Source organism: Candidatus Brocadia sinica JPN1, assembly GCF_000949635.1.
Classification (GTDB): domain Bacteria; phylum Planctomycetota; class Brocadiia; order Brocadiales; family Brocadiaceae; genus Brocadia; species Brocadia sinica.
This window is the reverse complement of the sequence record NZ_BAFN01000001.1, coordinates 3885233-3908464: the sequence shown is the minus strand read 5'-3', so window position 1 is coordinate 3908464 and position 23232 is coordinate 3885233. Positions and strand designations below refer to the sequence as shown.

Below are 23232 nucleotides of genomic sequence, written 5' to 3'. Positions count from 1 at the left end.
TGTAATGCCTTTTTCCCCCTTTTCTTCTCACTCATCATTCTTTTTAAGGTCATTTATGACTTTACGGTCCGGCTATACAACGGGAAGTTGCGCAACTGCCGCGGCAAAGGCGGCTGCAATCGGGTTATTTAGAGGAAGCATTCCTGATGAGGTAGAAATTGATACCCCTGCGGGCATAAAACTGAGACTGAAAATACTCGATAAGCAATTATCTGATAATGCGGCAGGATGTGCGGTACAGAAAGATGCCGGGGACGACCCCGATGTGACCAATGGATGCATGGTGTATGCACGGGTTGAACGAAATTTCAACGAAACCATTGTGATTGATGGCGGTGAAGGCGTTGGCCGAGTAACAAAACCGGGATTGCAGGTACCTGTGGGGCATGCAGCGATTAACCCTGTACCAAGGCGCATGATTGAGAATGCGATCAGAGAAATTATTGGTAATGGTGTTGGGACGAAGGTAATAATCTCTGTGCCCAATGGAAGGGTTTTAGGCGAGAAGACATTCAATCCAAAGCTCGGCATCATGGGAGGCATTTCTATTATCGGAACCACAGGGATTGTGCGACCCATGTCAGAAGACGCCTTCAAGACCTCTCTGTTATGCGGGCTTAATATCGCGAGGGGAATCGGATACGAAACCGTTGTACTGGTGCCGGGTAGTCTGGGTGAACGCTCTCTCTTGAATCTGGTGAATATCCCCAAAGATCAGATTATTCAGATAAGCAATTTTGTTGGTTTTATGCTGGATGCGGCCCGGGAAAGACATTTTAAAAAGATCATCCTTGCAGGGCATCCGGGTAAATTGGTCAAGTTGTTGCGTGGTGATTTTCATACTCACAGTGCAGTTTCTAAGCCAGCGAACGATATCTTAATAGATATTATAGCACAACATTGCCGCAACCAATTGACCACCCCTCAATCCCCTCCTTCGCAAGGAGGGAAGATTCCTTCGCCCCTTGAGGGAGAGGGTCAAGGTGAGGGGTATTTTCGTACCAATACTATTGTTGGAAGTACTCCCATACCAAATGCAATACTCAATCGTCTAAAGGATGTTTCAACTGTAGAAGGAATCGTTGAATTATTAAGAGATTATAAACTTTTATCTATAATGGATAAAGTTGCAGAAATGATTGAGAATAAGGTACGGGCATTTTATAAGGGGGAACAGCAGTTTGCCCTTACAGAGGTCGGTGTAATTTTATTCGATATGAAAGGTTCAATAGTGGGTATTTCTGATAGTGCACGGATATGGCTGAATCTTATAAAAATAAAGTCATCATCGTAGGTTGCGGGCCGGGACTGAAGGCTTATATTTCTCCCAAGGCCATTTACAGCATTAAAAAGGCTGATATCCTTGTGGGAAGCAGACGCTTATTAAAGCTTTTTCCCGGCGTGGATGCTGAAAAAATAATTTTAGAGAAAAATTATAGTATTTTAGTAAAAAAGATCGCTGACTGGCGTGCCAAAAGACAGGTTGTGGTTCTGGTGAGTGGTGATCCTTGTTTCTTCAGTTATGCAAAAATGATTGTAAAGAAGATAGGGCGTGAATCATGCACAATTATTCCGGGAATCAGCAGCATACAGCTTGCCTTTGCGGCCGTTGGGGAAAGCTGGGATGATGCCTGCTTTGTTAGTTTGCACGGAAGAAACGGCGAATATGATCAACTCATTAAAAAGGTCAGGGATTATGAAAAGGTCGGAATTCTGACAGACCGTGAAAATACACCTGCTGTTATTGCCCGTCAGATATTAAAAAGCGGAATCCAGGAGAGGCAGATGTTTGTGTGTGAAAATCTTTCTCTTCCGGAAGAATCTGTTCGTGAGACAGATTTAGTCTCAGCGGTACATTTAAAAACAAACGGTGCATCTGTAGTGATTATAAAAAAATATTAAAAATGAAACCAGGTAATTTCTACGGTATTGGTTTGGGTCCCGGCGATCCGGAACTTCTTACAATGAAGGCGATTCATATCATTCAAAGGGCGGATTGTATCTTTGTCCCAAAGTCGAACACGAAAGAAGACAGCTTAGCATTGGAAATCGTTCAGGATTATGTAAGAGGGAAAAGGGTAACCGAACAGGTCTACCCTATGACAAAGGACAAATCCGTGCTCAAGAGTGCATGGCTTAAATATGCTGAGGAGATCCGTGCTGAGGTTATAAACGGAAACAATGTGGCTTATCTGACCTTAGGGGATCCCATGACCTTTAGCACCTATATCTATTTATTGCGACAACTGAATACCCTGCTGCCAGAACACGCCATCCATACAATACCCGGTATTACTTCATATAATGCGGCTGCATGTGCAGCCAATTTTCCTTTATTAATGGGCGACGAGCGGCTGGCAGTGATTCCTGTGCCAAAGGATATTACGGAATTGCGCTCCATTATAGAAGCATTTGATACAGTTGTTCTGATGAAGGTAGCCAAGAAACTGGATGAAGTAATTCAATTACTCGAAGAGATGCAGCTCTCTGAAAATGCCTTATTCGCCTCTTATATCGGACAAAGAGACGCCTATCTTACCTGTGATATTATATCGTTAAAGGGCAGCGGAAGGGGGTACATGTCCGTTCTGATTGTAAAGGGAATAAGGCATTAATCCAATGGTTGCAATTTTCAAACTGTATTCATGAAAAATTCATGAATGTTAAAAATATCCTCCACCTCCTGATCACTCAGGGAACGGTTATAAAGATGAACATCATCAATAATACCGTTAAAATAGCCAGTATTTACCCTTGAATGCCCTATTCTCGCTTTTTTTATTCATCTTCCCTGCTTTTTCTCCTTAAATATTTCCATTACTTATGTAAAGAATGCGATATTCGTGTTGTCAATTGATGCTGAATATGTCATTTTTACCATAAAAATACAAAAACATAGTAATCCAAATCTTTATTCTCGTGATTCAAGTTAAAGAACGAAACGAGTTCTGTTACAGAAAACTGAGCAACTTTATATTAAAATAAAGGGATAAAGATGCGAGTCGGACAACGGTTGGGACTGGGTTTTGGCATTATCCTGGTATTAATAATAGGAACAGTTTTTTGTGTCTCCTTTTTTCTTCATAGGATTAGCGAAACACAAAAAACAGTTGCTGTCCATACCTCTAACAGAAAGAACTTCAAAGAGTTACGAGAGCATATAGAATATTGGCTCATAACAGTAAAAGAGATTGTAAAAGAAAGAGATATATCGCATGCAGATTATCATGAGCAATTAGAAACGTCTATAGAAAAGAAAATAAAAGACATAGAGTTAGGTATCTACGAGAAGGATGCCGGTGACCTCTTAAACGAAATTGTGCGGCTTTTCCACCGTCTTGGGAAATTAGATACTACGATGCAAAGGTACCCTGGGATGGGTAAGGATATATTCAAGACAATAAAAATGGATGAAGTAATGAAAACGTATGAAACAGGCGTATCCAGGCTTACTAAAGTGTTAGCAGTCTTCGATGAAACGATTACTTTGGCATATAAGCAGGCTGTTGCTTATTCAAAAAAAGTAGAAAAAAACTGCTGGCTTTCTACGTATATCGTTGTGGCAATAGCAGTCATTTTTTGCATTGTTTATGCATATCGTATAACAAGGTACGTAACAAAGCCGTTGAATTTATTGAGCGCTGCAACAAAAAAAATTGCCAATGGGTCATACGATATAATACTCAGGACAAAATCATCTGCCGAAATAGAAGAACTTTTCAATGCCTTTAATACGATATCTTTAAAATTGAATACGTCGAACAGGAAACTTGCTCAAACATATAAAACCATTAAAGAGCAAAAGGAATTTTTTGACACCATCCTTTCAAACACAAAGGATATGATTTTTATAATGAATAAAGAAAACAAAATCGAGTATATGAACAATGCGGCTTCGAACGAATACGGGTATGCAGTAGGAAGGTATTGTTACGATGCAATATGTAACCGGGGAACCCTCTGTCATCAATGTGGGATAAAGGAAACACTGAAGGGGCAGACAGTAAAAATGGAAAGGACTATTCAGGGAAAGGTTTACGATTCTATTATTGTGCCTTTTGTAAATGGAGATATGCATATTTCCAAGTTGGAAATCCTCAGAGACATTACAGAAAGGAAACAACTTCAGGATGAACTTGAAAGGTTATCGATTACGGACAAACTGACAGGTTTGTACAATAGAAGGTATTTTGATGATATTTTAGAAAAAGAGGTACTGAGGGCAAGGCGCCATCAACATAATATAAGCCTGTTGTTTATCGATATTGACAAATTCAAGCACTTTAACGATACATATGGGCACGCTGCCGGCGACAAAGTATTACAACGCCTGGGAAATTTAGTAACAGAACAAATCAGGAAGGGAATCGATATACCATGCCGATACGGTGGGGAAGAGTTTACCATAATATTGCCGGAAACCACAAACCGGAGCGCCATTACCATTGCCAATCGGATACTCAACGATTTCAGGAATATTAAATTCCGAGTCCCTCTGGAGAATAAAACGATTCAAAAGACAATAAGCATTGGTATCGCTGAACTTGGTCCTTATAATAATGCGAAGGCATTGCTTGTTAATGCAGATGAAGCAATGTATAAGGCAAAAAAGCTAGGTGGAAACAGGGTCTGCGAATATGAGTTTAATGCATCCTTAAAATCTGCAAAATCTGCGGATTTTTTGGTATTATGATAGTGCTGTAATGATCGTTTTGAGGAGGGTCAGAGGGAAAACCTTTCGTTCCAGCTCTAATGTGGTGGGTGTTCCGCGTGGTGAAATATACCAAATAATTTTTTGATGGTTTCTACATACCGGTATCCACCGCCGTTCTTTGCCTCTAGTTTAGCAACTTTTGCAGGATGATGGAGGAGTTTATTTATGGTGCGTTCCATAGTGTAAACAACTTGCTCCCAATCTCCATTGTCGATACTTTTTAGTTTGGACCTTAGACGCCCTAACTCTTCTTTCCCAACGCTATGAAAATGATTGCGTAATTGGGTTATCGCAGGTTCTATCTTCATTTCCTCAAGTTTTGCCATAAAATGTTCAACCTCCTCTTCAACGATAGAACGGCATTTCTCCACCTCTCTGGTTCGTTCGTCAATATTCTGGTTCACAACAGATTGTAAGTCATCGATATTGTAAAGATAGACATTATCAATGTTGGCGACATCGGGTTCAATATCCCTGGGCACGGCGATGTCTATGAGGAACATGGGATTACCCCTTCGATGCCTGATGGCTTCTTTTACCTGGTCGACATGGATTACATAATGCGGAGCAGAGGTTGAGCTAATGATAATATCGGCCTTTGCAAGGTATTCACCCAGTAATTCGTATTTAATGGCCTGTCCCTGAAAGGCATTGGCAATCTCCTGAGCGCGTTCAAAGGTGCGATTCGCAACCACAATGGTACGCGCCCCTTCTTCATAGAGATGTTTTAACAAAAGTTCACACATTTCACCGGCACCCACCACAAGAACCATTTTGCCCGTGAAATCCTGAAATATCTTCTCAGCAAATTCCACGGCGACAGAACTAATAGAAACCTTTCCCTTTCCAATGGATGTTTTTGTATGTATGATTTTTGCAACATTGAGCGCCTGCTGAAATAATTGGTTCATAACCTTTCCGGTGGCCTCTTCCATGGATGCCATCGTGTATGCTTCCTTGACCTGCGAGAGGATCTGCGACTCGCCGAGTACCATAGAATCAAGACTGGCGGTGACAAAGAAAAGATGGTTCACGGCACGATCGTCTGTGTAGTGGTACATGTAGGAAGAAAAGCTGCTTAACTCAATTTTGTGAAAGTCGGCAAGGAATGAAAGGACATCTTCCACTTTAATAGTGCCTTCTATGGATGACACATATATCTCTACACGGTTACAGGTTGATAAAATAACGGCCTCTGCCGTTTGATGCTTGTGGAGAAATAGTGATAAGGCGGCAGAAATATTATTGGCGTTAAAAGCCAATTTTTCCCTGACCTCTACCGGGGCTGACTTATGATTCAGTCCAATGACCAGAATGCTCATATCCAAACCTTTGTCTAACTTACTCTATGTGTAATCTCAGCACGAATAAAACCAAACCTTCTTCTTTTGCAGGTTTTTGTTCATGAAAAACTGCTAAATCCGAACAATAGTATCTATTCTTCAGCGCCGTGTGACTCTTCTGATTGCGGCATTTTGCGCTAAGTTCACTGCATATTCAAAATCTCAATATGCGTTTGTTCGCTGACATTCTGAAAGGCATGTTTGGATCCCATAAAGAATGTCCCGATAAAAGTAAAAAGCACCAGGCAAAAACCGGCGATAGTCAATAAGGCGATCCTGGTGCCGTGAAAAGATGCGACAAGTCGCATATGTAACAACGCCGCATAAATAAGCCATGTGGCCAAACCCAGGACAACTTTATAATCCAGGTACCACAGTTCTCCTAAAATATTTTGTGTCTTGACCCAAAAGGTGCCAAACACAAGCCCAAGCGTAAGTAATGGGAAACCAAAAGAAATCGTCTTCCACATCAGCTTGTCAATACCCTCCAGTGACGGCAACTTGTTAAAAAGCGGGCCAAACAGTTTATGTTTTAGTTGTCTTTGCTGCGTGAGATACATGACGCTGAGGCTAAAAGATATCGTGAAGGCAGCGTAGCCTATGAATATGGGGATGATGTGCGCTACGAGCCAGAAGTTCTGAAGGCTCACGGTAATTAATAAGTTTCCTCCGTCAAATGTGAGCGCCCAAATAGAGAGCGCTGTAACGACGGGCATTAAGAATGTATCTAAAGATGGCAGCTTGTAAAGATAATCCAGGTTGATATAAACAAACAAAACACACCACAGAAGGGATACGAAGGATTCATAGACATTTGTTATAGGGATATTGCCGGATTCGAGGCCCAGGAATACCAGAAAACCGCTGTGGATAAAAAAACCCATTATCATGGACCACTTGGCTACTTTTTTGTTGAAAAAAATGGGCTTTACAATAGAGCCAACCGACCAGACAGAAGAAACAAAATACAGGATTATGGAGATGATAAAAGGTATATGAGATAGCATCATAGGTTAATAAGTGTAAAAGATAAGTATTCATTAATCAATCAAAATTTTAAAACATCATATCTTCGTTAATAGATATGTTTTTGGATTTTTTTGATTGACAAAAACTCCATTGTCCGATACCCTTAATTCCGTAACGACGATTACAGATTCACGTGGATGTAGTGATGTAGCATCGTGAAGATTTTATTTATGATTTCTGTTTTATTGTATTTATTGATTCTATAGGGGATATTTTTTTGTGGTATTTTTAAAATAATCCCTAAAATTTTGATGAGGAATTATAAATTATGGCAGAAATTAAAAAAATAACAAAAAAGACCAGCATAGGAGAGGTAATTAAGGAATACCCGGAAGCTGAGGCTGTTGTAAAAAAATATTTTGGAGCAGGTTGCTTTACATGTCCGGGTTCAAAGATGGAAGATATTGCTTTTGGTGCAGCTATGCACAATATTGATCCGGAAGTCATTATTAAGGAATTGAACGAAGTTATTGAAAAGAAAAAAGTTAACCAATAAATAAAAAGGAGAATTCAGATGAAAGAGAAAGTAGAGGAGGCACTGAAACATATCAGACCTGCGTTGCAAGCAGATGGTGGAGATATTGAATTGGTTGATATTCAGGGAGGGGTCGTAAAGGTGCGCTTAAGAGGCGCATGTGGGTCTTGTCCAAGTGCACTCATGACGCTAAAATATGGCGTAGAGGAGCGCCTCAAAGAAGAGATTCCTGAAGTAGAATCAGTCGAACTCGCTTAGTCATGGTGTTGAAAGTCATAACGTTGGCGTTTCAGAATTTCAAAGTTGCGGTTGTAGAGCGACGAGCCTCGTCGCTCTACATTGAAAAAGTAGCCGAAGGTCTAATTTATGGTGGAGTGTGATACTGTTTGTTACCAGAAAACATCTGCAATCCCAGTGGTTTTTGGCGGTTGATTTTTATTCAAATTTCACAACGAGGAGTTTCTGAATGAGTTTAGTATTGGGTCCAATCCATCATTGGATGTACGGGAAGATTAAAACCACGGAGGCAAGAGAATCCGCTATCGTTTCTGAATTTAAAACGAAATATGGTGCAGAAGCGGATAAAATCCTTGAACAGGTTTACAAAAAATATCCAAAATCGAGTGTTCATAAACCCTTAGAAGAACTCTTAGCCAATAAACCTATTCATCAGGGAATTCAAAGCCTTATTGTAGAGATAGAAACACGTGAAGCTGCTACGATTGCTGCCTTTTGTGCCAAGTGTAGTGATGCTGCAAAGGTGGCTGCTGATGCTGCCCGCAAGCACGGTATTAGTTGCGGGAAAGAGGCCGCCCGGAGCAAAGGATTATCGCCAGCAGAGTGTAACAGTACTTCAAAGGTTTTCGAGGTGATGGGAGATTACCTTTGTGATGGGATGCCTTGTGATCGGGGAGCACAGGTAGTAGCGGAGTCTGAAAAAACCACATCGTGGGACCATGAAAGCTGCGTCCATGAGTTATACTGGAGAAACGCAGGCGCAGACTTTTTAACGATGTGTAATATTATCAATGAATGGATTGCAGGGTTTGGTGAAGGAATAAATTCTCATATTGCGTATAAAAGAGAAAAAGCCCTTGCGACAGGCGACCCTTCGTGTTTGAGTAATTTCAAAATAAATACTTAACATGTCAGAACGTTATGCACGGCAGATACTATTCTACGGCATAGGTAGTCAGGGGCAAAAAATACTTATGCAGAAGAGTGCCGTGCTTGTCGGCTGTGGCGCATTAGGCTGTACCTCTGCAAATCTTCTTGTCCGTAGCGGGGTAAAGTGTCTAAAAATTATAGACCGTGATTATATCGAAGAAAGCAACCTGCAACGCCAATCTTTATTTGACGAAGAAGATATCAGTAAAAACCTTCCAAAAGCTGTCGCCGCGCAAAAGAAACTTCAAAAAGTTAATTCTCATGTCCGGGTTGAATCATTCATTGCAGACCTCAATCCATCGAATATTGAAACCCTTCTAGAAACTGCAGATATTGTCATTGATGGAACCGATAACTTTGAAACCCGGTTCCTGGTGAATGATTATTGCGTAAAAAAAGGAATACCATGGATTTATGGGGCGTGTATCGGAGGTATGGGTTTGACCATGAACATTGTCCCATCAAAAACCCCCTGTTTCCGGTGCATACTTGAAAATATTCCGTCTTTTGGTACTATTGAAACATGCGATACGGAAGGAATCATTGCACCCATTGCCAGCATGATTGCCTCCATTCAGGTAGCAGAAGCGTTAAAAATCCTGACGGATAATTTTGAGAGATTGAGGAAAGGTCTTTTACAGATCGACCTCTGGCGCAATGAAATGAAAAGGTTGTATGTAGAAGATATTAAAGAGAAATCCGATTGTATAACATGCAAGCAACGCAATTATGAATTCTTATTGAAAAATACGTACTCACTGGCTACCTCTTTGTGTGGCAGAAACGCCGTACAAATTTTACACTCCAACGGATCAAAACTCGACTTAAAGAGGCTTGCAGTGCGGCTGGAAAAAGTGGGAGACGTATCTTTTAATAGCTTTTTGTTACGTTTAAAGATCGATAAATACGAGTTAACGGTATTTACCGATGGCCGGTCAATTATTACGGGCACGAATGATGCATCAATTGCAAAGGGGCTTTACGCAAAATATATAGGGATGTAAATATGATCTATTTAGATAACGCAGCAACGACGTTTCCAAAACCAGAGGTTGTATACAAAACAATGGATACCTTTTACCGGACACTGGGCGCCAACCCGGGGCGTTCAGGGCATAGGATGGCGGTAGCAGCAGAAAAGGAGATTGAAGATACCCGCAATGTTGTTGCTCGATTATTTGGTATCAAAGATTCAAGGAGACTTATTCTCACGTTTAATGCCACGGATGCTATAAATATGGGGATTAAAGGGTTACTCAAACCGGGCGACCATGCCATCACAACCTTTCTTGAACATAATGCTGTCTCTCGCGCCCTCAATGGGCTTGAAAAGAAAAAGATGATTACGGTAACCAAGGTGAGAAATTCTCCGGAAGGCCTTGTTGATCCCGATGATGTCAAAAATGCCATCACATCCAAAACGCGATTACTTGTTATGACACATGCCCCGAATGTCCTTGGTACGATTCAACCAATCCGGGAGATTGGCAGAATCGCAAGAAAAAATGATATTATTTTCATGGTGGATGCCGCTCAGGCGGCAGGGGTATGTGAAATTAGCGTTGATGATTACTCTATTGATATGCTTGCATTTACGGGACACAAGGGCCCTTTAGGACCAACAGGAACCGGAGGACTTTATGTAGGAGAACGGTTAACTTTAGAACCCTGGAGAGAAGGGGGAACGGGCTTCGAGCCAGCCTCGTTGTCTCAGCCAGCAGAATTACCCTTCAAACTGGAGAGCGGTACTCCCAATACGGTTGGGATTGCAGGTCTTAGGGCCGGGGTTGAATACGTCTTATCAACAGGGATTGACACAATCAGGGCACACGAACAACGATTGACCAATAAAATCATACACGCTTTCAAAGATGACCAGCGCTTTGTTTTGTATGGCACAACGGACATATCCCAGAAGGTAGGTATCCTGTCAATAAATGTAAAAGGATTTAAACCTGCAGAGGTTGGTGCCATTCTCGATCAATCCTTTGATATTGCTGTACGTCCTGGTCTTCATTGTGCGCCGTTCGCCCACCAGATGATGAGAACATTTCCAGACGGTACAGTGAGAATCAGTCCGGGATTTTTTAATACAGAAGAGGACGTAGATCAAATCATAAGAGCGCTGGATAAAATTGCCAGCGAAAGGATATAATTCATCAGACCCCAACCTTTGTGAGTCTTTGCAACCATGAGAGCTTGTATTGATTCACAATAGCCATCGAGCGCAGAAATCGCCTGTTTAACCATTCCTGCAATACCTTTTTTATTGAATAAAGTTATAAATGAACGTAAGATATGGGGCATGTCAGACAAAAAAGATTATTATGGGCTATTAGGGGTAGGCAGGACTGCTTCGAAAGAAGAAATCAAAGCAGCATACCGTGCACTAGCGAAGAAATTTCATCCCGACCTCAACAAAGACAATCCAAAACTGGCTGAAGAAAAGTTCAAGGAAATATCCGAGGCATATGAAGTACTGATTGATGACGACAAGAGGGCAAGATATGATCAGTATGGACATGCTGGAGTCGCGTCAGATTTTAGCAAAGAAGGGTTTACCTGGCGGGACTTTAGCCACGTTAGTGATTTGGAAGACATTTTCGGACATGATATTTTTTCAGATTTTTTCGGTCGAGGCAGTATCTTTAGCGACTTCTTTGGCACACGGAGATGGGGTTTCGCGCAACCAGAGGAACCGGTTAAGCAGGTTCGGGTTGAAATTGCGCTGGAGCAGGCATATAAGGGCGTTAGCACAGAGGTCGCTATCCCGCATATGGAAAAATGCGCAGATTGCGGCGGATCAGGCACTGCAAAAGGTACGATTCCCAGGACTTGCACGAGTTGTAAGGGGCGGGGAGAAGTGCAACAGGAGCAGCTGCAAGGTTTTGGCAGGATTATCAAAATCGGCGCCTGTCCCGCTTGCAGGGGCCGGGGAAACATCATTGAACATCCGTGCCAGAACTGTCACGGAAGCGGCGAGATACAAAAACTGGACAAGATCAACGTCAAGATACCTCCAGGGGTGGATAATGGGACAACTTTAAGGGTTACAGCCGATAAGGCCGCCGGAAGGCTGAAGGAAGATGTTTACGTAATTGTCTCCGTACAACCACACCCCATTTTTCACAGGCAAGGAAGCGATATTTATATGGAAACAACCATTTCATTAATTGAAGCGGCTCTGGGTTCAAAGATTGAAGTGCCTACCTTAGACGGAAACGCCTTGATGAAGATTCCACCGGGAACACAGACTGAAACCCTGTTCCGGTTGAGGGGTAGTGGTATGCCCTATTTAAAAGGCCGTGGATTCGGCGACCAATATGTGCGCGTAATTGTATACACCCCCAAGAACTTGACGAAAAGGCAGAAAGAATTACTGGAAGAATTTCAGGCGATTGAAATAAAAAAATAGTAAAGGAATTACATGAAGAACCAGGATTTCTTAACAATTATAAATAAGGGTTTTGTTAACGCAGGGCGGTACTTTGTAGCAGTAGCCTCTATTCTTACGATTTTGGCCTCTGGTTTTTTGATCTTTTCAGGGGTTTGGGAGTTTGTGAATGGTATTCCAGACATATTGAATTTTTTGTTTCATCATAGCGAACATCGTGTAGAACTCTCTGTACACTTTATTTCTGCCATAGATTTGTTTATGGTTGCCGTAGTGATGTTTGTTATGGGAATTGGACTCTTCGAATTGTTTGTAGATAAAGACCAGTCTATAAGCTATCCGCACTGGCTGAAAATACATGATCTCACTGATTTAAAAGAAAAATTGATTGCAGCAGTTGTTGTGGTTATTGTTATTACTTTTTTAAAACATATTGTAATATGGGAAAAACCCTTAGAAACCCTATATTTTGGTGGCTCGATAGCTATCGTTATCATGGCAATCACACTCTTTTCAAAGTTAGTGGTAGGCGATGAAACACGAAAGAAGAAAGATGAAGAGACAAAACAATGAATTAAAATCAAATGACCTTGACCGTCTCTCCGATCAAGATTTGCTGTTTCTTATTGAAAACTATGTAACGAAGAGACAAGACTATGAGCATATAGCAAATCTCATTCAGGGGGATACAGATATTGTTTCACAAATGGTCGATAGTGACCGTGTTTTTGATAAGGTGATGCATGAAGGGAATATAATTCTTCATTCATCACCTTATTTTTTATTTACTTTATTGCTAAGAAGGGTATTTAAACTAAAAAAAGATGACGCAGATTTTGTCGATGATATCGTTGAAGAATTGAATAGTACTGAACCGCAATATCCCTGGAATAGGAATAAAGTTTTACGATTGTTAAATAGCACTGATGTGTCAAATTATCTTGCAAATATGCTTGCCATGTTTGTACAGACGTCCAGGTTATTCAAGATGGGAAAAGACGATGAAAAACAATACCGATATATTATTGACATGATTGAAGAAATTCAGCGTTCCGATAGTGCCCGGAGATTTTATATCTATTGTCATATTGGCAACTATACGTTGTTCTTCACTGGCATGTTTCCAGAGTATATCGAACAGAAATTTAAATATAAAAAGACCCTGATAGACAGCCGGTATTATGTAGACTTTGGGAAAACCTATTTCGGTCTGGCTTCGGAACACGATATGGCAAGACGGCATGAGTTAGACGATACCCTGCATTCCCTGTCAGAAGGGTTTGAGGTTATCATCAAATTACTTCAATACCTGCGTCATGAATACCTTGCATCCTATAACCTGAAGATGTAAGTGCGTGTAAAATTTGTTTGATGTTCACTGTTTTTTGCATGAAATAAGCCGTGTTGGTTGGGTAGAGCGTGAGCGAAACCCAACACCAACCATTCGTTGCATTCATGGAAATGTTGGGTTTCGTTCCTCAACCCAACCTACTGTGACTGTACGAAGTAAGTCTTGTGCTTCAGTTAAGCAACCACCTCAATGTTTTCGAGCAAAACTTCCTGGGATTGCGGGTCAGTCACATCAGTCAGGACTTCAAGATGTAACCGGGATCCTTCGGCAACTGTTCCACGCGAGGCATGGATAAAGTGCTCACGGAAGTGGTCAGGAGAGATATGGGATAGCGCGCCAAGTTTCACTGTCACACCAGTCACCCTGCTTGCGCGTTGCTCATATGCAAGGGATGTTATCTTACGTATCAGGTCTTTCACGAGAGAAAATTCGTGCATAGGTTTTAAATTCCAAAATTCTGGATATCTTGTTGTACACATCTTGCAACTTCCTGTGCCGCCTTTTCGACTTCAAAAGATAATTCAACACCCGCCTCAAAGCATTTCCCCTCAATACCATAGACAATGAGGCGACGAGGCATCTGATTGAGCGCCCTTGAAAGCTCGATGGCTTCGGCAACACCGAAGGCGTGTGTGGAGTAATGAAAAAAATTTGTCGGGATGGGCTGGGTGTGCGCATCAAGCCGGTGAATGGTGCCCGGCTTGGCCCCGGAAGAAACAGCATCAATAAGGATAACACTATTGGCATCCTTCCAGCATTCCATTAATGAAGCACCTTCACCGCTTTCTTCAATGACATGGACATGATCATGTGCCTGTTTCTTCAGACATTGAGCAACATGAAGTCCCACAGCGTCATCGCCGCGATATGCATTGCCAATACCAATTATAAGAATTCCGTGTTTATTTTGCGCAACTTGTTCGGTTACCATTTTGTAGATTAAGCTAACAGCAAAGGCGCAAAGGTCTCAGACTATACTCAAGATGCTCATAAAATGTGCATTTTAAATTGATAACAGGGTGGCACGGACAAACTCCGTTTGTCCGTGTTGAACTTGCACAACACTCTGTGTATGAATCATCCATTTTTGTGGTGTCAGGAGTTTCCTCCTGACACCACACACCATTTGAATAGACAATACAAGTCTGACCATTGCAGGTACAAAGCATTATGCAGTATCACAAAAACACGGACAAGCATAGCTTGTCCGTGCCACCCCGTTAGATTATGGTTACTATGGATCAAGTTTATAAATCACAAATTGTGATCCTCTTGGGTATAAAAGAGAATTCAGAATTTTCCTTTGCGTTCTTTGCATCTCTGCGGTGAGCTATTACCCCATTTACGCTGTGATGTCCCGGGGAGAGGACTCACCGGAACATCTAAAATGTTTTCATGGTTTCAGGGTGTAGCAAAATCGGCATAATGACTGTGATGAGCTATTACCTCATTTTTTATTCCCGGTCAACATGAAGCTTCAAAAAATGCGTGGCACATGAGATGCACGGATCGTAGTTGCGTATTGCCTGCTCACATTGTAACGTAAGCCTTTCGGAAGGGAGGTCCAGATATTTCGGGATAAACTGCCGGAGATCATTTTCAATGGTCTTCTGGTTTTGTGATGTGGGTGGAACAATCTTTGCATCAAGGATCACACCGTTATCATCGGTACTATAACGATGATAGAGAATACCGCGCGGCGCTTCAGTGCAACCGTAGCCCGTGCCGGCTCGTGGTTGAACTAGTACTGCCGGTTTCTCGGGTTTTTCATATTGATCAATGATACGCAAGGCCTCATCACAGGCATACAGGATTTCCACACTTCGAATGATAATGCTCTGAAATGGATTATAGCAGACGGATGAAAGCCCGGCTGAACGCGCCCTCTCTTGCGCCAACGGGGAGAGGCGATTAAAATTGAGATTATACCTGGCCAGAGGACCAACGAAATAAGCGCCGCGTCCTTTGATGACAGAATGTAACGCATTGGAATACTGCACATGTTCTTCAATAAAAGAATCATCATAGTCCCTCACGGAAATGTCTAATCCCTTGTTCGAAGCAAGTCTCCCCTCGTTGAAAGGATATTCGTCCGGATGACAAAGGGCGACAAATTCATAGTCTTGCTCAAAGTCCGGGAAATCCAGTGTGGCAGTCCAGCGGACAGTTTCAAGGGCTGCATCCCGTGCCCATTTCAGACGTTCAGCAAGAGGATCAAGTTCACGTTTTGCAGGCACTTTGTAAAATCCTCCGACACGCACATTGATAGGGTGGATTTCCCTGCCGCCAAGGAATGCTACAACCTCATTCCCTGCCTTTTTCAGTTGCAGTCCACGCTGTACAATAGCAGGATGGTCTTTTGCCATCTGGATTGCATCGGCGTAACCTAAGAAGTCAGGTGCATGCAGCATGTACACATGGAGGGCGTGGCTTTCGATCCATTCACCACAGTAAATGAGTCGACGGAGCGCACGGATTTGCCCATCGACAGTGACACCAAATGCATCTTCCATCGCATGTACGGCACTCATCTGGTAGGCGATTGGGCATATTCCACAGATGCGCGCTGTAATATCAGGGGCTTCGCTGTAATTGCGTCCTCGTAAGAACGCTTCAAAAAACCGCGGCGGTTCAAAGATCTTCAGTTTAACATCCGCTACGCTATTATCTTTGATCTTGACATACAGGGCGCCTTCGCCTTCAACACGGGCAAGGTAATCCACTTTGATCGTTTTACTTTTCATTTTATTTCATGCGCTTCACTTTCCTTGCGAAAAGGCTCAGAGTAACCATAGAAGCTGCGAAAGCTTCTTACAAGATTCTCTTCCTTCACCCCAAGACGGCTAAACCATGAGCTTAGTGAAGCCGTGTTCGGCGTCTCCATCGGGCCGTAGCAACTATAACAACCTCGGTTATACGCAGGGCATATTGCGTTGCATCCGGCATGGGTTACCGGTCCAAGACATGGCATACCCTGTGCCACCATCACACAAACGGTTCCGCGACGTTTGCACTCAATACAAACACTATACGCCGGAATATTTGGTTTACGTCCATACAGAAAGGCTCCAAGCACTTCAAGGAGCTGATGTTTGTTAATAGGGCATCCCTGCAGTTCAAAATCAACATGGACGTGGCTGGCAATAGACGTTGATTTGTCGAGTGTTTTTATGTATTTCGGAGATGCATACACGATGGAAATAAACTCATTTACATCCTTAAAGTTGCGTAACGTTTGAATGCCGCCGGCCGTAGCACATGCACCAATGGTGACGAGAAATTTTGATACCCTGCGAATCTTCTGAATACGCTCAGCATCGTGTTGCGTGGTGACAGATCCTTCAACAAGGGAGAGGTCGTAGGGCCCTTTTACTACGGCACGGGAAGCCTCGGGAAAGTAAGCAATCTCAACCGTACCTGCCACCGTAAGCAATTCGTCTTCGCAGTCTAAGAGACTCAACTGGCAACCGTCGCAGGAGGCAAATTTCCATACGGCAAGTTTAGGTTTTCGTTTTTTATTCATGGTACTTAGAAAAGATGAAATTTACCACAGTTATCATGCCGCTTTTGCGGCACCCTGTAAACCATAAAAATATTTTAGCTGCTATGAGACGGAATTATACCAAATGTTCCGGTTCAATCGAGGATGATTGAGCCAGCGAATGAGTTTAGCATCTAACTTAACGTTAAGGAATTTCAAACTTTTCTCCTCCACCCTTAATCCCCCTCACTGAGGGGGACAAACAACTGTCCCCCGCTGGCGGGGGGTGAAGGGGATGGACTGTCATTGCGAAAACAGATATTTTAAGTCGCCGAAGGACTAATTTATATGAGACGATGAACTGTTTATATTTCTCGTTTTCCAAAGATGTTTTTGATACTATCGTAGCGAAATACAGGGCCATCTTTGCACACAAAGGTAGGCCCGAACTGGCAGTGACCGCAAAAGCCGATTCCACATTTCATGTTCCGTTCCATTGAAATAAAGATGTTTTCTGGTTTTACTCCGTTTTTTTGCAGTTCTATTACCGTGAAACGCATCATTATTTCAGGGCCACAAATCATTGCCATTGTTTGCGGGGGATCAAATTGGGCCCCGGCGATGAGCGTGGTTACGACACCAACATTACCATGCCAATTCCCTGTAGCGCTATCGACGGCGACCTTCACTTCCACATCAAAGCGTCCGCTCCATTGTTCGAGTTCATGGGCGTAAAGTAAGTCCTGTGGTGTCCTGGCACCGTAAAGGAGCGCGATTTTCCCGTACCTTTTGCGGTTTGAAATGAGTTGATACATTGCCGGGCGTAAGGGTGCAAGTCCAATCCCCCCAGCCATAACAACAAGATCTTTCCCCATCGCTTCTTTTATAGGCCAATGACTTCCAAACGGACCTCGCACCCCCAGCACGTCTCCGCGTTTTAGTTTGTGCATGGCTTTCGTTACTGTTCCTACTGCACGGGTCGTGTGCTTGAGTATTTTCGGTATGGCCGGGTCTCCGCTGATGGAAATTGGTACTTCCCCCATGCCAAACACATAGAGCATATTGAACTGCCCGGCTGCAAATGAAAATTCATCAATACCGTTCATCGGTTCAAGTTCAATGGTGAATGTATCGTGTGTTTCCTTCTTCACCCGTTGAATACGAAACGGGGTTGGGAACATTGGACTTTGGGTATCCATCGTCTTCAATTCCTTTTGTTTTAAATTAGCACGGACAAACAAGTGCGTCCATGCCACCATTTAATACTGAAATTCTTAAACATGAACACCATAAATATCCAGAAGTTGCAATCTTGTCGCCTCTAGCCGTTGCGTAATGATATATGCAAACCGTTTCAGCAGTTCATAACCCAGGTCATGGTCTTGTTCGCATTTTGCCCGCAAACATTTTCCATCCAGAGCAATTGCTCGGGTGAGCTCAAGAGCCCGTGCATCGTAATGCCAGTGATACGGTGGAATGAGCCATGACCAACCCAGCACCTCGCCCTCTCCGATAGTCTGAATGGTAATAGGACCGCGATCCTGTGTAAATATTTCAAGGGACACTTTGCCATGTCGAATAATGTAAAAATTGTTGGCCTCTTCACCTTCGCGCAAGATAAACTGCCCGGCATCGAACCGCACATTGGATGCGCATCCAACAATAATTTTAAGGTGCTTCGGTTCAAGACCTTTTAAGAATGGATGTTCTGCCAGATAAGGTTCGAGTGTATGTGGCTGCATTTTTGTTCTCCTGGATTATTTTACCGCCAGATATACACAGAATTCCACAAGATTAATATAGTTATACCAGGTCTTTTCATTGTTTTGGGTATGCATCATCGCAATGCAAATTTTTTAGCACTTACTTGCTGTTTGACAGCGAATTCATTCCTTACGATGGTAAGGTTTTTTCTCCGTGCCCTCTGTGGTTTCTCTTTTTAAAATAGGCTCGTTTTCACGAATAGCGCGGGCTTCTTCTGTGATATCAATCGCAACAGGGCACCAGGTGATGCAGCGTCCACAGCCGACGCAACCCGATGTGCCAAACTGGTCAATCCAGGTCGCAATTTTGTGTGTCATCCATTGGCGATAGCGGGCCTTTGTCGAAGATCGGACACTTCCTCCATGGATATAAGAAAAATCCATCGTGAAGCACGAGTCCAGCTTCCGCCATCGTTCAGCATGCTCGCCTGTCAGATCGGTAACATCTTCTACAGTTGTGCAAAAACACGTCGGGCAAACCAGGGTGCAGTTAGCGCAGGTCAAACAGCGTTCTGCGACAGTATCCCAGCGTGGATGTTCATAATTTCTGTAAAGCAGGTCTTTAATGTCTCGGGTGTCCATACTCCTGCCCATTTGCCCGGCAGTTTTCTTTATAACGCTGTCGGCAGAAGATATTTCTTCTTCATTTGCTTTCCTGTACGGAACCGCGTGGAGTATCTCTGCTCCCAGTTCTGTGCCTGTTTCAATCACAAAATAGTGTCTGTCACCTTCCAGAATTTCGGTCATTGCAAGATCGAAACCGAATGTTGCCTTCGGGCCTGTATTCATCGATACGCAGAAACAGGTACCGCCTGCTTTCCCACAGTTAACTGCGAGAATAAAGGCATCCGTACGGCGCGATTGATAATGGGGATCAACGTATTGTCCGTTCATGAAGACTTTATCCTGAATTGCAATGGCATGCATATCACACGAGCGGACGCCAATAAAGGCAAACTTTCGGGTATTTTCATTTTCTGCTATAATTTGAAAACTATTGCCTACACGTTTGGCCTGCCACAGACGCAATACCGACGGGAGCAGGAATTTTTTCCATGAGTGTGGGCCAGCAACGTAGCCAAAGAGCGCTTGATCGTCACGTTTTTTGAGCCGGTAGGTACCGCCATCCTGTTCATCTGTCCACCCAACGGGTAAATCTGCAATCGAGTTCAACTCGTTATATACAATAGCCCCTTCACCTACGGTAGGTCCCACAATCCGATAGCCCTTTTGGATGAGAGCATCAAGGAGTTTCTGGAAGTGATCTTGCTCCAAAACAAACTGATCTCTATTCTCTGATGGCGGTTCTATCATAAAACTCTGCCTCGTTTTCCTGACGCAAAAAAACCATCCATTTCTTTTTCACTTTGGCATTATCTTTAACCATTCATCCATGGTAAGCACGGGTACAATTTTCCCGGTTTGACTGGGTACCAATGGAAGAAAGAATTCTACGGCTGCGCCGTAATCGATTGCTTCAAAGATAATAAAATAATCATGTTCTGTAACTGTCACGTATGCTCCCAGTATCGTTATACCCTTTTCTTCTGCCAATTTTCTTCCTTCCCAGAACTTGCTTAGCATCTTTGCGCCATCTGCACTCCTGCCGGGGCAATTTTCCGGGGTATGTGTCCAGTGAGCGACATATAATGTTTTTTTGTTATCAGCGCCGATGGTCCATCCTGATTCCTTTCCGCCCTCTTCGGCATATATGTTAGAACTAAAAAATGTAGTGACTACAAACAAGACAAAAGTACCGAACATTCCAACTCTTCTATACTTCATGTGATTTTTCTCCGTTTTACATACTTTTTCGATGATTTTAAATTTTTTCAAATTGTTCCTTTGGCGCCCCACATTCCGGGCAAACCCAACCATCTGGCAAATTCCCAAAACTAGTGCCGGGACTTACCCCATGATCAGTATCCCCAATCTTTGGATCGTAGATATACCCACAAACAATGCATTTGTACTTCTCCATAGTTATTCCTCCTGTCCAGGCGGCCGCGTCCCTCATATTGGCCTATTCCAGATAGACCTCCATCGAGAGATACGGGTACGCCAAATGAAATTACACGTTTACATGTTCGTCCAACACTGACTGCATTTTATCGCTGTGCACTTGGCATGCCTTACGAAACATCTTTCGCATCATTTGCAATAATGATAGCGTTTTTTTAATTTCACACGTCAAACTCTGTTTTTACAATGTCTGCGTGGCAGAGAGGATTGTTATCTCCATAGCCGCTCTTGCCCAAGAGAATCGTTTTTTTACGATGTCAAATTGTTCGCCAGATTTTATGAAGACCGCCGTGCCTTTGATCAGGAACCCAGCGCCAGGACCGTGGAATCCCTCTACCTCTCTGCTTCCAAGGGTTAAAAGAATGTTGTTGTTTTTTCCCACATTGGCCTCAGTCCGTATCATACCGCCAACAGGAAGCAAAAGATGTCCATCTTGGGTGACGACTATATAGCTATTCCAGGTATTCACCATATGCGGACCGTCGCCGCCCATGGTTGCTATTGCGACTACACCTTCGTATTTAAGAATCTCTAACATCTTGTCTGGGATCATCTGTAAAACCTCCTCATGTTTTTAGTAGCTTATCACAATCGCATTTCCTTGCGCCTAACGCTCCGGCTCATCAACGGTATTCTGTCCGCTGGAGCCGGTCGTTTGCTCATGGGCATCGTTCCGTTATTTCCACTGCCGGAGTTCAATAAGAAGCCCATCCGGGTCTCTTATCTCTCCACGGAATGAATTGCCTAAATCTATTGGCTCCTGGGCTATGGTTATCCCTTTTCCCTTCAGGTAATCCACCGCCATTGCCATATCGTCCACCTCAAGGGCAATGCCCCTGTATCCTACCTCCCAGGGATTTCCGGATTTTGGCTTGGGATCATTTACGGAGATAATCTCAACAACCGTATCGCCAAGTTCAATATAAACAATCTCTTTCATGGGCGGCATTTTCATTTCCTTACGACTCCTAATTCTAAAGCCAAGAACGTTTACATAGAAGTCGATGGTCTTTTCCGCATTCCTTGGTACAATTTCCACATGGTCGACCCTCTTGAACATTGTTCTAACTCCTTTTCTGAGACAGGAGACCCCGTCGCACACGTTTGTGTCAGGATCTCAATTGTTCGTAACCATCGCCTGACTTCCGATGGCCTTTCACTTAATTCTGCATCATAAAAAATTATTACGATGTTATCCACTTTCCACTTTCTTTTCTTAGGAGGAATATGTGTTTCTCCTGAATGGCAGTTTTAAGAAGACTTCCCAAAAAACCAACAAAGGTAATTTTCTTCAGGAAGGGAAGGGCCAGCCATCCCACGGCAAGATGCCTTCCCAGGCTGACGACCTCGCCCAGGACCTTTGGATGATACGGCTTCCCCACGCCCTCAAAAATATCTGCATAAATATTGTGCGCTACTAATCGCCCTTGCTGCAATGCAAACTGGGCGGCAGCAGGAACAGGTTCTTTTGTGTAGGGATTTATTGCAAGGGCATTATCACCAATGGCATAAATAAAAGGATAACCTTCTGCCCGAAGAAATTCATCAACAATGATACGCCCTGATTGCCCGACTTTCAACCCGCTTTCTCTTGCAAGTTCACTGATACGAATGCCTCCTGTCCAAATCAAAGTCTTCGTTTTCAGCACTTCACCCGATGAAAGGGTTGCAGTATCCGGTGTCCGGCCGATGATCTTTGATTTTGGTATGACTTTTACACCTTTTCCAAGGAGTTTTTTATGAATACGTGCCGCAAAGGATTCATCCATTCTCTGGACTATGTGACTACCCGATTCAACAATGATGATCTCAACCTCATGAGGATTCACATGAGAGTTACGGGTGCACTGCGCCGCATGATCAGCAAGTTCGGCAGCAAATTCTACCCCCGACAAACCACCGCCGCCGATGACAAACCTAAGCATATCTCTTCGCCGCTCTTCAACCGGTTCTGATACCGCACTCGTACAGAGTTGACTAATATAGTCACAGATCATCTGTGCGTCTCTCATTGTCTGAAGCGGGAAGGAGTTTTTCTGCAATCCAGGAATATTGTAAAAATTTACCTGACTTCCAATCGCTATTATCAGGTAATTAAATGGTAAAGATCCGTTTTCTCTATAAACGATACGCTCAATGGGATCAATCCTGGTTACTTCTCCAAGATGAAAGATGATATTTCGCCCTTGTATAATGCGGCCAATAGGAATGGATATCTCTGTTTTTCGAACAGCTGCCTCATGCAATTGAGTCTTGAGCGTATGGTAAGGGTTTCTATCAATGAGATGTATTTGATATTCCGGATGCTTATGGAATAATCTTGCCAACCTCAATGCAGCCGTAATTCCTCCATAACCGGCTCCCAACACAACAATATTCTTTTTGGCTTCCATGATCGATACTCTCAGATAAATCTAAAACGATTCTGGCGGATCCGGCCTATCGGCCTTAATCCGCTTATTTATCCATTTTTTTACTTCTCCTTATGTTCCC

27 protein-coding genes are annotated in these 23232 nt (G+C 43.1%); 12 read left to right on the top strand and 15 right to left on the bottom strand.

Annotated elements, in window-relative coordinates; genetic code table 11:
- Positions 1 to 55 precede the first annotated feature (55 nt).
- From cbiD to cobI, 3 genes are read left to right on the top strand one after another with little or no spacing between them, the layout of a single operon-like run.
- Positions 56 to 1294 carry a cobalt-precorrin-5B (C(1))-methyltransferase CbiD gene (gene cbiD, locus BROSI_RS18035; protein WP_157842621.1) on the top strand — a complete coding sequence of 413 codons (1239 nt, stop codon included), beginning with the start codon at positions 56 to 58 and terminating at the stop codon, positions 1292 to 1294.
- Positions 1258 to 1902, top strand: coding sequence for a precorrin-6y C5,15-methyltransferase (decarboxylating) subunit CbiE (cbiE, locus tag BROSI_RS18030; RefSeq protein ID WP_052565352.1), 645 nt, complete (start codon positions 1258 to 1260; stop codon positions 1900 to 1902). The genes cbiD and cbiE overlap by 37 nt, the downstream gene beginning before the upstream one ends.
- 2 nt (positions 1903 to 1904) lie before the next feature.
- Positions 1905 to 2615, top strand: a complete 711-nt coding sequence (gene cobI, locus BROSI_RS18025; RefSeq protein ID WP_052565350.1) for a precorrin-2 C(20)-methyltransferase — start codon at positions 1905 to 1907, stop codon at positions 2613 to 2615.
- Between the two features lie 17 nt (positions 2616 to 2632).
- Here the strand turns inward: cobI and BROSI_RS21525 are convergent, their stop codons facing one another.
- Positions 2633 to 2767: a hypothetical protein gene (locus BROSI_RS21525; RefSeq protein WP_420886086.1), complete on the bottom strand. Its 135-nt coding sequence runs from the start codon at positions 2765 to 2767 to the stop codon at positions 2633 to 2635.
- A 228-nt stretch (positions 2768 to 2995) separates the two neighbouring features.
- Between BROSI_RS21525 and BROSI_RS18020 the strand changes: the two genes are divergently transcribed.
- Complete coding sequence (locus BROSI_RS18020) at positions 2996 to 4693, top strand: sensor domain-containing diguanylate cyclase (RefSeq protein WP_052565348.1); 1698 nt, start codon at positions 2996 to 2998, stop codon at positions 4691 to 4693.
- A 56-nt stretch (positions 4694 to 4749) separates the two neighbouring features.
- Here BROSI_RS18020 and hemA read toward each other — a convergent pair whose 3' ends face one another.
- Together hemA and BROSI_RS18010 are read right to left on the bottom strand one after the other, a co-directional pair.
- Positions 4750 to 6036 carry a glutamyl-tRNA reductase gene (gene hemA / locus BROSI_RS18015; RefSeq protein WP_052565345.1) on the bottom strand — a complete coding sequence of 429 codons (1287 nt, stop codon included), beginning with the start codon at positions 6034 to 6036 and terminating at the stop codon, positions 4750 to 4752.
- Positions 6037 to 6200: 164 nt separating this feature from the next.
- On the bottom strand, positions 6201 to 6941 hold the full coding sequence (locus BROSI_RS18010; RefSeq protein ID WP_162183253.1) for a cytochrome C assembly family protein: 741 nt from the start codon (positions 6939 to 6941) through the stop codon (positions 6201 to 6203).
- 413 nt (positions 6942 to 7354) lie between these two features.
- Between BROSI_RS18010 and BROSI_RS18005 the strand changes: the two genes are divergently transcribed.
- The 8 genes from BROSI_RS18005 (at position 7355) to BROSI_RS17970 (ending at position 13473) form a co-directional block, all read left to right on the top strand.
- Entirely contained in the window at positions 7355 to 7582 is a 228-nt protein-coding gene (locus BROSI_RS18005) for a DUF1858 domain-containing protein (protein WP_052565341.1), read from the top strand.
- A gap of 18 nt (positions 7583 to 7600) precedes the next feature.
- On the top strand, positions 7601 to 7819 hold the full coding sequence (locus BROSI_RS18000; protein ID WP_052565340.1) for a NifU family protein: 219 nt from the start codon (positions 7601 to 7603) through the stop codon (positions 7817 to 7819).
- 208 nt (positions 7820 to 8027) lie between these two features.
- A complete protein-coding gene (locus BROSI_RS17995; protein ID WP_052565338.1) occupies positions 8028 to 8705 on the top strand; it encodes a hypothetical protein in 678 nt (225 codons plus the stop codon).
- Position 8706: 1 nt separating this feature from the next.
- Positions 8707 to 9732: a ThiF family adenylyltransferase gene (locus BROSI_RS17990; protein WP_052565335.1), complete on the top strand. Its 1026-nt coding sequence runs from the start codon at positions 8707 to 8709 to the stop codon at positions 9730 to 9732.
- A gap of 2 nt (positions 9733 to 9734) precedes the next feature.
- A complete protein-coding gene (locus tag BROSI_RS17985; RefSeq protein WP_052565332.1) occupies positions 9735 to 10883 on the top strand; it encodes an aminotransferase class V-fold PLP-dependent enzyme in 1149 nt (382 codons plus the stop codon).
- Between the two features lie 150 nt (positions 10884 to 11033).
- A complete protein-coding gene (gene dnaJ, locus BROSI_RS17980) occupies positions 11034 to 12143 on the top strand; it encodes a molecular chaperone DnaJ (protein WP_052565330.1) in 1110 nt (369 codons plus the stop codon).
- A 12-nt stretch (positions 12144 to 12155) separates the two neighbouring features.
- Positions 12156 to 12695, top strand: a complete 540-nt coding sequence (locus tag BROSI_RS17975) for a YqhA family protein (RefSeq protein WP_052565327.1) — start codon at positions 12156 to 12158, stop codon at positions 12693 to 12695.
- A complete protein-coding gene (locus BROSI_RS17970; protein ID WP_052565324.1) occupies positions 12676 to 13473 on the top strand; it encodes a hypothetical protein in 798 nt (265 codons plus the stop codon). The genes BROSI_RS17975 and BROSI_RS17970 overlap by 20 nt, the downstream gene beginning before the upstream one ends.
- Before the next feature lie 173 nt (positions 13474 to 13646).
- On the opposite strand, the gene BROSI_RS17965 is transcribed toward BROSI_RS17970, so the two are convergent.
- The 12 genes from BROSI_RS17965 to BROSI_RS17910 all read right to left on the bottom strand — a co-directional run bounded on the left by BROSI_RS17965 (position 13647) and on the right by BROSI_RS17910 (position 23132).
- Positions 13647 to 13910 carry a hydrogenase maturation nickel metallochaperone HypA/HybF gene (locus BROSI_RS17965; protein WP_052565937.1) on the bottom strand — a complete coding sequence of 88 codons (264 nt, stop codon included), beginning with the start codon at positions 13908 to 13910 and terminating at the stop codon, positions 13647 to 13649.
- Positions 13911 to 13915: 5 nt separating this feature from the next.
- Entirely contained in the window at positions 13916 to 14404 is a 489-nt protein-coding gene (locus BROSI_RS17960; protein WP_082059313.1) for a hydrogenase maturation protease, read from the bottom strand.
- A gap of 523 nt (positions 14405 to 14927) precedes the next feature.
- Positions 14928 to 16217 (bottom strand): Ni/Fe hydrogenase subunit alpha, encoded by a 1290-nt coding sequence (locus BROSI_RS17955; protein ID WP_052565322.1) that lies wholly within the window; start codon positions 16215 to 16217, stop codon positions 14928 to 14930.
- Complete coding sequence (locus BROSI_RS17950; protein WP_052565320.1) at positions 16214 to 16996, bottom strand: NADH-quinone oxidoreductase subunit B family protein; 783 nt, start codon at positions 16994 to 16996, stop codon at positions 16214 to 16216. Before BROSI_RS17950 ends, BROSI_RS17955 begins: the two co-directional genes overlap by 4 nt.
- A 323-nt stretch (positions 16997 to 17319) precedes the next feature.
- On the bottom strand, positions 17320 to 18153 hold the full coding sequence (locus tag BROSI_RS17945) for an FAD/NAD(P)-binding protein (RefSeq protein ID WP_052565318.1): 834 nt from the start codon (positions 18151 to 18153) through the stop codon (positions 17320 to 17322).
- Between the two features lie 75 nt (positions 18154 to 18228).
- The gene (locus tag BROSI_RS17940) at positions 18229 to 18696 is read right to left on the bottom strand and encodes a cyclic nucleotide-binding domain-containing protein (protein ID WP_052565316.1); all 468 of its coding nucleotides are present in this window, start codon (positions 18694 to 18696) and stop codon (positions 18229 to 18231) included.
- Positions 18697 to 18840: 144 nt separating this feature from the next.
- On the bottom strand, positions 18841 to 20031 hold the full coding sequence (locus BROSI_RS17935; RefSeq protein ID WP_052565314.1) for a 4Fe-4S dicluster domain-containing protein: 1191 nt from the start codon (positions 20029 to 20031) through the stop codon (positions 18841 to 18843).
- 48 nt (positions 20032 to 20079) lie between these two features.
- Complete coding sequence (locus tag BROSI_RS17930; protein WP_157842619.1) at positions 20080 to 20502, bottom strand: DUF3303 domain-containing protein; 423 nt, start codon at positions 20500 to 20502, stop codon at positions 20080 to 20082.
- A 37-nt stretch (positions 20503 to 20539) separates the two neighbouring features.
- Positions 20540 to 20698: a rubredoxin gene (gene rd / locus BROSI_RS17925; protein ID WP_052565933.1), complete on the bottom strand. Its 159-nt coding sequence runs from the start codon at positions 20696 to 20698 to the stop codon at positions 20540 to 20542.
- 222 nt (positions 20699 to 20920) lie between these two features.
- A complete protein-coding gene (locus tag BROSI_RS17920) occupies positions 20921 to 21292 on the bottom strand; it encodes a pyridoxamine 5'-phosphate oxidase family protein (protein ID WP_052565311.1) in 372 nt (123 codons plus the stop codon).
- Between the two features lie 123 nt (positions 21293 to 21415).
- Positions 21416 to 21799, bottom strand: coding sequence for a VOC family protein (locus BROSI_RS17915; protein WP_052565309.1), 384 nt, complete (start codon positions 21797 to 21799; stop codon positions 21416 to 21418).
- A gap of 124 nt (positions 21800 to 21923) precedes the next feature.
- Positions 21924 to 23132 (bottom strand): NAD(P)/FAD-dependent oxidoreductase, encoded by a 1209-nt coding sequence (locus BROSI_RS17910; protein WP_052565307.1) that lies wholly within the window; start codon positions 23130 to 23132, stop codon positions 21924 to 21926.
- Between the last annotated feature and the right edge of the window lie 100 nt (positions 23133 to 23232).